Raw genomic sequence first — 8,760 nt, forward strand, 5'->3', positions numbered from 1 at the left:
TAACGTGGTGGTTATCCTCTTTATCCTATCATTTCCTCAACGATTTTTGGGTTCATAAGGCAGGCGCGACAATAATCTCGACTGCTGGCGGTAGTGCTGCAAGCGCTGTTGGAAATATTCTCGCAGATGTGCGGGTTGTGATTGCCCAACCGCATCCGGGATCACAGGCATGTTATAGCGTTCTTTAAACGCAACACCGGATGCAGCTAAATCAACATTGACCTTATCCATCTCATCTTTAGGTAATTTAGCTAAGTTATGTTCCATTCTGGCCTCTCTGAAAACTTATTTTTAATTTCCTGTAAAGAAAATTAATCGACTCTTTTTTGTTTAGCAAGCTGTTTGAAAAGGGCAAAAAAGCACCTAATGAATATAAATAATATCAATTCTCATTTTTATTAAAAACATTTTTTTGAATAAAAATACAATTAAATAAAACTGATTCTTGTTTTCTTATATTTAATGAGATTTATTCTTGTTAGTAAGTTTATATTTATCAATGCGTTATATATTTTTATTTTATTTTTGTATTATGTGGTTTTAATTGGCATAATACGCCGGAATTAATGAGTGACTAGGAGGATTGGCCGATGTTAAAACAAGAAATGATCAAGAAATTAAATGAGCAATTAAATCTGGAATTCTATTCTGCGAATTTATATCTGCAAATGAGTGCATGGTGCAGTGATAAGGGATATGAGGGTGCAGCAGCGTTTTTAAAAACTCATTCTCAGGAAGAAATGCAGCATATGCAACGTTTGTTTGATTATTTGGGTGATACAGGTTCAATGCCTGTATTGGGTTCTATTCAGTCACCTCCTGTTGAATTCAAGTCTATCTCTGATGTGTTTAATCAGACATATGAACATGAAAAATTGATCACAGAAGAGATCAATAAGCTCGCCCATGTAGCGATGACGACACAAGATTACTCCACATTTAATTTCTTGCAGTGGTATGTTGCTGAGCAGCATGAAGAAGAAAAACTGTTCAAATCTATTTTGGATAAATTAGAGATGGTAGGTGAAAGTGGAAAAGCTCTGTTCTTGTTGGATAAAGAGCTTAAGGGAATATCTGCAGCACCAACACACGCCTGATAAATCCTTCATCTTTTATAATATCACCGTACCTCCCGTTTTTTATCTGTTTTTTCAGGCAGAATAAAACTGGAGTTACGGTATTTTATTTTTGAATTTATAACAAGGTTACTTTAATATTTTTACTCACATAAATTAGAATAAACAGTATATACGCATTAAACTTCAAGTTGCAATTTACAACACTATATGAAACCTGATTTCTCCCCGCTGCGCGGGGAGGTATCAGACGCATCTTGAAGTTAGATTGGTATAATTACATAAAATGAAGTTCGATTTTAAAAGTTTTTTGCAAAAGTATCTTTTTTATCATTTGATAATGCATGAATTTCAATTCAAATTTTCTACTGAAAGATATTGTTTTTTCTTTTATTCCGGGCTTATTGGTCATTATAACGATAGTTGAGTTGACAATCTTTGCAATAATAGCGAGAGAAACTGCTTTACCTGTCTCGTGGTTCGGTTTGGCCGCAATATTGACGATAAATTTTTGTCGTAACCGTCATGATGATATTCCTCTGAAAAGGTAGCGGCGTATCAAATTAACGCCTTGGTGTCATTTCTCTCCCCTTTATCTTCATTTTTGCGTAGTACCTCACAGGTCGGGACATTACTCGTCGATTACCGCAGATTAAACAGATTCTTTGGTATAGAATCTCCCTTCCGGTATAAGATATTCATCTACATATTAAAGGGTTATCTATATGTTTATTCTTAACATCCGCTCATTCTGGACCAAATTATCTGCGCTTGTGGTTCTCTTTGTCGGTATGTCTTGCCAGCAGGCTTTGGCTCATGCACATTTGAAAGATCAGACTCCCGCAGAAAATACAACAATCGAAGCAGCCCCACAGACCATCACTTTGAGCTTTTCAGAGCGTATTGAACTGGGGTTTAGTAAGGTAAAATTGTTCGGCCCAGAAAAGACCGTGGTTAAAACAGGTAAGTTGGAACTCGATCCTGAAACTAAAACGAAGTTAATCCTGCCCGTTGAAAGTAAACTTACTGCGGGAAAATACAGCGTTGACTGGAGTGTACTCTCTGTCGATGGTCATAAAACAAAAGGCGTTTATAGCTTTACTGTAAGATAATGATCTCTTTAGAGGCGCTATACATATTCTGCCGTTTCTCTCATTTTGTGGTCGTTATGCTGATGTTCGGCCTGAGCTTATTCACAGTAATGCTTGTTTCTGGACATTTTTCGGCGCTCATGAGAGAACGATTGAAAGTAGGAGTTTTAATTAGCACCGTGCTGGCTTTTATTACCTCAATCGTCTGGTTTATCGCACAGGCTGGATTAATGGGGGATGGCTGGCACGATGTTTATGCTCTGGATATCTGGCTAGCCGTGTTGGAGACTTCTTTTGGACAAGTGTGGAAATGGCAATTATTGATTGCTGCGTTTGCCGTTAGTGGGCTGTTTCTTGCCAATAGTAAGGCCAAAAATTTTCTGCTGTTAGGTTGTTCAATCATTTTACTCTCCAGCCATGCTTTCATTGGGCATGCCACAATGCATGAAGGAAGCATAGGATTATTACTTCAGGTCAATCAGGTTATCCATTTACTGAGTGCAGGTTATTGGTTTGGTGGATTGTGGCCATTCTTGCTTTGCCTGCAATTTTTGCGTTTACGGCAGGCACCAGAAACAAACTTATCTCTTAATGATGCAGGTAAGAGCGGTATAGGTAATAGCCCAAATATCGCACTTAACCTCTATTCAGATAGCGTATCAGCCATGAGGCAATTCTCTCTTTATGGGCATTTTGCTGTGTTTTTGGTGATAGTGACGGGGATCATAAGTAGTGTGGTTCTAATTCCAGGTTGGCCTATTTTCAGCGGATCGCTTTCTGAATACCAATCTATGCTATGGCTAAAAATAGTTTTGGTTATTGGAATGGTACTTTTGGCTTTGATTAACCGTTATATTTTGGTTCCTAAATTACAGCAGAAAGGATGCTATCAGCAGTTGATAATCAATAGCTGGCTGGAGATTATTCTGGGTACAACTGCATTATTGTGCGTAGCGATTTTTGCAACGCAACCTCCTGCGTGATCCTTGAATGATTTGTGTAAATCTGAGTACATAAACAGGAAAAATAGCGATAAAATCACGGCATATATCTATCAGGGGAATAATAATGAAACGACTATTTTGGGCTTTGCCTTTTTTGCTTCTCTCTTTTCAAGGCGTGGCTGCACCGATAAAAACAGTTAGCAAGCTACAGTTTGGCAAGCAATGGGCATTTACTCGCGAAGAAGTTATGCTTGATTGTCGATCAGATGGCGCATTGTTTGTGATAAATCCCAGCACATTGATGCAATATCCGTTGAATGATCAAGCAAGACAACTTATGAAATTCAATCAAGTTAATGCATCATCATTAGATACGATCCTGTTAAATGATCCCGAACATCCCAACCAAAAAATGAGCATTGAGCCATTCCAGAAAGCGGCATTGGCATTATGTGACCATTCAGGTGATAAAAAGTAATGATTAGTTGATATTTTCGAAAGAAAACCATCACCTTATCCAATCAATAATGGCTAAAATTTGGTAAATCATTACAGGTCAACTACGCTTTAGAGAGTAAGTTGTTTTACGTCTCAATGGCAACTTTTAGCGCAAGGCTCTTTAATAGAGCCGTTTTTCCCTGGCCGAGTTGAGGAGTGAACTCGGCCTTTTTTTTGTTTGTCTTAAGAAGCGGATATTTTTACTCTTTTCCAATCAATTATTTTATTTTCTTATATGTATAATAAGTGAATGAAAATAAAATGACTGCTTAAAGCAAGGGCAAAATACGATATAATAAAAAGATGAACAAAGGCACGATATTGGATGCAAGTCAGGCTATCTTTTAATTAAGCTGTGATATCTCCCTAAATTTTATAAGTGAATACTGGTAAAAATTATTAAAGAAAATTTAAACTTAGGAAGAGAGACTGTATTCTGGCAAAAATTTCAAGTCAAAATGACAGATTACGCCTAGAAAGAGTTTGTTAGATATGGCATGGTTTTATGTGAATATTTTGCTATAAATTTGTTAATCATTGTCTGTTGCGTAGGGGATTATGGATAAGAATGAGTTTTATCAAGAGCTAGCAGATAGCTTGATGGCGCTACTGTCGGGGGAGTACGATTTTATAGCCTCTCTTGCTAACACGAGTGCATTGTTATACGAACGTTTGGATAATGTTAATTGGGTTGGCTTTTATTTGGTAGATAATGCTACCCTAGTATTAGGGCCATTTCAGGGCAGGAACGCTTGTGTTCGCATTCCAGTAGGAAAAGGTGTATGCGGAACGGCTGTTGCAAGTAAGAGTATACAGCGTGTTTCTGACGTACATGCTTTCCCCGGTCATATCGCTTGTGATGCCTCCAGTAATGCTGAAATTGTGCTTCCTTTGGAAATCAATGGGAAAATTATTGGCGTTTTGGATATTGATAGCACGGTTTTTGATCGGTTTGATGAGAATGATGAAAATGGCTTGAAAGCGCTAGCTATCAGGCTTTGTAACCATATAGAACAGTGTGTTGTATTAAAATATCTACAACAGAACGTAACTTAACATACGTATAACGTGGCATTTATCAGTAACACTATTATAATGTCGCCTGTTCATGCCTGCGCTGGTTGGCAAAACCGTTGTAATCAGGAAATTTCATGGAAAATCAACCTAAGTTGAACAGTAGTAAAGAAGTCATTGCTTTCTTGGCTGAGCGTTTCCCGCTTTGTTTTGTAGCAGAAGGTGAAGCACGTCCTTTGAAGATTGGGATCTTTCAGGACATCGTTGAACGTATTCAGGGCGAGGAGTGTTTGAGTAAAACACAGCTCCGTTCTGCTCTGCGCTTGTATACCTCCAGTTGGCGCTATCTCTATGGTGTAAAAGAAGGTGCCCAGCGTGTTGACCTTGACGGAAACATGTGTGGCGAGCTGGAAGTGGAACATATTGAACATGCGCGGCAGCAATTGGCAGAAGCGAAAGCACGGGTACAGGCTCAACGCGCCGAACAGCGTGCCAGAAAACGTGAAACTGAAAACGTATCTGACAAGAAAAATGAACGCCCTGTGAATAAAAAGCCGGCTCCTGGCCGTCAAAAGAGATCAGGTGATGGTGAAAAACGTCCAGTACGTTCGCAAAACCGCCCACAACAATCGCGTAAACTAGCTGATAAAACCACAAAAAGAATTGCACAACCTAATTTAACCTCAGTCACTGACGTATCCTCTTTGAAAGTCGGTCAGACAATCAAAGTCAATGTAGGCAAAAGCTTAATGGATGCCTCTGTGCTTGAAATTGCAAAAGATGGTGTAAGAGTGCAGCTACCTACTGGTTTAGCAATGATTGTACGCGCAGAACACTTAAAGTTCTGATACGGAGGCCAACTTGGGCATGAACAAACTCATTACTTTGGCTTTCGTTTTAGGTCTATCATTTTATAGTACAGGTTATGCAGAGACTATTAATGGCAATGCCGCGCATGGTGATCATACCACCAAGGCCAATGTTATTAATGGTCACAATACTGCTGTCGTTAGTCTGAGTCAGTTGCCAGATCTAAAGCCGGAACCACAACACCCTACAGTAAGTAAGCGTATTGTTTCCCGCTTTCTTCGTTCTCATTATCGTCAGTTTTATCTGGATGCAGATTTTTCAGGCAAGATTTTTGATCGTTACCTGAATCAATTGGATTATGGGCACAATGTCTTTTTGACATCTGATATCGCGCAATTCGCGGCCCAAAAGGGAGAGTTAGGAAAAGAGCTTGAAAATGGCGAACTCAAACTTCCCTATGAACTATTTAACTTGATGCAAAAACGCCGCTTTGAACGCTATCAATATGTTATTTCTCGTCTGGAGCAGCCTGTTGATATAAATGGTCATGACACCATTGAAACCGACCGTATCAAAGCGCCGTGGCCAAAGGGTGTTGAGGAGCTGGATAAGCTTTGGGATGCTAAGATCAAATCGGATTGGATAAACCTCAGGTTATCCGGCAAGAATGATAAAGAAATTAAAGAAACCCTTGTTAAGCGTTATCGGACATTGTTGAAACGTCTCACACAAACTAAGAGTGAGGATGTTTTTCAAAATATCATGATGGCTTTTGCCCGTGAAATAGATCCACATACCAGTTACCTCTCACCGCGTGATACAGAACAGTTTAATTCAGAGATGAGTTTGTCTCTTGAAGGCATCGGCGCTGTTTTGCAATATGATGATGAATATGTTTCCATTCGTTCATTGCTGACAGGCGGCCCTGCGGATAAAAGTAAATTATTGAAAGTTGGGGATAAAATAATTGGTGTCGGGCAGGTAGGCAAGCCCATGGTAGATGTTGTTGGATGGCGTTTGGAAGATGTCGTTGCTCTTATTAAAGGGCCAAAGGGGAGTAAAGTCCGCCTTGAAATCATTCCGAGTGCGAAAGGGGTAAAAAACCACATTGTTACCATAACCCGCGAAACGGTCCGCCTTGAAGATCAAGCGGTCAAGATGTCAGTAAAAACAGTAGGGAAGGAGAAAGTTGGTGTTTTGGATATACCAAGTTTCTATGTCGGGTTGACTAACGATGTAAAAGTACAATTGCAGAAACTCACTAAACAGAAAGTTTCTTCAATTGTCATCGACTTACGCGGCAATGGTGGTGGGGCGTTGACAGAAGCTGTGTCGCTATCTGGTTTATTTATTCCTACTGGTCCTGTCGTCCAGATCCGTGACAATACCGGTAGAGTTAAAGTAGAGTCAGATACGGATGAGGCAATATACTACAAAGGCCCTCTGGTTGTTTTGATTGATAAACGAAGCGCTTCTGCGTCTGAAATATTTGCGGCTGCAATGCAAGATTATGGCCGTGGATTAATTGTGGGAGAGCCTTCTTTTGGTAAAGGAACTGTTCAACAATACCGTCCTTTGAATCGCATTTATGATCAAATGCTGCGACCTGATTGGCCTGGGATTGGCTCTGTGCAATACACGATCCAGAAATTCTATCGGATAAATGGCGGTAGCACCCAGCTTAAGGGAGTAACGCCGGATATAATTACGCCGACAGGGGAAGAACCTTTTGAATTAGGGGAAAGCCAGGAAGATAACGCGTTACCCTGGGACAGCATTCAGCCCGCGCATTATACTTCCTCGAAAGTTATTTCAGAGTTAACGCCACTACTGACTAAACTACATGACCAACGGATTGCCAATAATCCTGAGTTTAAATATATCAGACAGGATATTGCTTACTATAAGGCCATTAAAGAACGTAAGGGCGTTTATTCCTTGAACTATGCTCAAAGAGAGAAAGAAAACAAGGAATATGAAACGAGCAAGTTGGATCGTATTAATGAACGTTTTAAACGGGAAGGTAAAAAATCGATCAAGTCGCTTGATGATTTACCAAAAGATTATAAAGGGCCAGATCCTGACTTGGACGAAGCTGTAAAAATTGCTCTGGATTTGGCTCACCAGCCTGCTGAAATAGCTGTAACGAGATAACCGTAAATTTGTTACAGGCAAAAGGCCGGCTTGGGAGTCGGCCTTTTTTATTATATTGTAAAGTTATGTTGTTTATATCGCTTAACATCTTAAAAAACTTGAATAATATGGGAGTAATCCCCATTTTAGCGCTTAACTCTTGTTTGATAATTAAAGGAAGCAAATTTATATGATGAGAATCGCCTTGTTCCTTCTCACAAACCTTGCCGTTATGGTGTTGTTTGGAATAATACTTTCACTGACAGGAGTTCAGCGGAGTAGTGTTGCTGGTCTCATGATTATGGCTGGTTTGTTTGGTTTTGGCGGAGCATTCATTTCTTTGTTAATGTCGAAATGGATGGCTCTGCGTTCTGTTGGTGGTCAGGTTATTGAACAACCTTCCAATGAAACTGAAGCCTGGTTGATGGAAACGGTACGTCGTCAGGCAGGTCAGGTTGGGATCACTATGCCACAAGTGGCTATCTATGATGCCTTGGATATTAATGCATTTGCTACAGGAGCACGCCGTAATGCTTCTCTGGTTGCTGTTAGTACAGGGCTATTGAACAATATGAGTCGTGATGAAGCCGAAGCTGTCATTGCGCATGAAATTAGCCATATCGCTAATGGTGATATGGTAACAATGACATTATTGCAAGGTATCGTGAATACATTCGTTATCTTCATTTCACGTATCATTGCACAGGCTGCGGCAAGTTTTCTGTCCAGCAACGATGATGAAAGTGAAAGCAGCAGTAATGGCAACCCAATTGTCTACATGGTGCTTTCCATGGTGCTGGAGATCGTATTTGGCATTCTGGCCAGTATTATTACCATGTGGTTTTCCCGTTACCGTGAATTCCATGCGGATGCCGGATCAGCGAAATTAGTTGGCCGCGAAAAGATGATTGCTGCATTGCAACGTCTCAAGACCAGTTATGAACCTCAGGAAGAGGGAAAGATGATGGCATTCTGTATTAATGGTAAATCTAAGAGTTTCAGTGAGTTATTCTTATCTCATCCACCATTGGATAAGCGTATTGAAGCTCTTCGTAGCGGTGAATATATAAAATAATACTAATAACCAATAACGAATATACGCAATTAACTTGAAGATGCAGGAATTAAAGTCTGGAAATTATCTGTCAACCGGGTGGTCAATTCCTGTGCTTTTTCGGGTAATGTAACATGAAA

The 8,760-nt window shown here is 39.9% G+C and carries 9 protein-coding genes; 8 read left to right on the forward strand and 1 reads right to left on the reverse strand.

Translation table 11 applies throughout. From position 1 onward, the window contains the following. Positions 1–36: 36 nt before the first annotated feature. Complete coding sequence (locus Xkoz_RS17075) at positions 37–267, reverse strand: DNA polymerase III subunit theta (RefSeq protein ID WP_099143190.1); 231 nt, start codon at positions 265–267, stop codon at positions 37–39. A gap of 323 nt (positions 268–590) precedes the next feature. Between Xkoz_RS17075 and ftnA the strand changes: the two genes are divergently transcribed. The 8 genes from ftnA to htpX all read left to right on the forward strand — a co-directional run bounded on the left by ftnA (position 591) and on the right by htpX (position 8,641). Then, positions 591–1,097 carry a non-heme ferritin gene (gene ftnA, locus Xkoz_RS17080; protein WP_099143191.1) on the forward strand — a complete coding sequence of 169 codons (507 nt, stop codon included), beginning with the start codon at positions 591–593 and terminating at the stop codon, positions 1,095–1,097. A 704-nt stretch (positions 1,098–1,801) separates the two neighbouring features. Further along, positions 1,802–2,188 (forward strand): copper homeostasis periplasmic binding protein CopC, encoded by a 387-nt coding sequence (gene copC, locus Xkoz_RS17085; protein WP_099143192.1) that lies wholly within the window; start codon positions 1,802–1,804, stop codon positions 2,186–2,188. After that, entirely contained in the window at positions 2,188–3,150 is a 963-nt protein-coding gene (gene copD / locus Xkoz_RS17090) for a copper homeostasis membrane protein CopD (RefSeq protein ID WP_099143193.1), read from the forward strand. The genes copC and copD overlap by 1 nt, the downstream gene beginning before the upstream one ends. Positions 3,151–3,235: 85 nt before the next feature. Then, positions 3,236–3,589: a YebY family protein gene (locus tag Xkoz_RS17095; protein WP_099143194.1), complete on the forward strand. Its 354-nt coding sequence runs from the start codon at positions 3,236–3,238 to the stop codon at positions 3,587–3,589. Positions 3,590–4,167: 578 nt separating this feature from the next. After that, positions 4,168–4,665, forward strand: a complete 498-nt coding sequence (locus Xkoz_RS17100; RefSeq protein WP_099143195.1) for a GAF domain-containing protein — start codon at positions 4,168–4,170, stop codon at positions 4,663–4,665. 95 nt (positions 4,666–4,760) lie between these two features. Continuing rightward, positions 4,761–5,471 (forward strand): RNA chaperone ProQ, encoded by a 711-nt coding sequence (gene proQ / locus Xkoz_RS17105; protein WP_099143196.1) that lies wholly within the window; start codon positions 4,761–4,763, stop codon positions 5,469–5,471. A 19-nt stretch (positions 5,472–5,490) separates the two neighbouring features. Continuing rightward, positions 5,491–7,587, forward strand: a complete 2,097-nt coding sequence (gene prc, locus Xkoz_RS17110) for a carboxy terminal-processing peptidase (RefSeq protein WP_099143197.1) — start codon at positions 5,491–5,493, stop codon at positions 7,585–7,587. Positions 7,588–7,756: 169 nt separating this feature from the next. Beyond that, positions 7,757–8,641 (forward strand): protease HtpX, encoded by an 885-nt coding sequence (gene htpX / locus Xkoz_RS17115; RefSeq protein WP_099143198.1) that lies wholly within the window; start codon positions 7,757–7,759, stop codon positions 8,639–8,641. Positions 8,642–8,760: the final 119 nt, after the last annotated feature.

It is taken from the genome of Xenorhabdus kozodoii (assembly GCF_002632875.1).
Lineage (GTDB): Bacteria > Pseudomonadota > Gammaproteobacteria > Enterobacterales > Enterobacteriaceae > Xenorhabdus > Xenorhabdus kozodoii.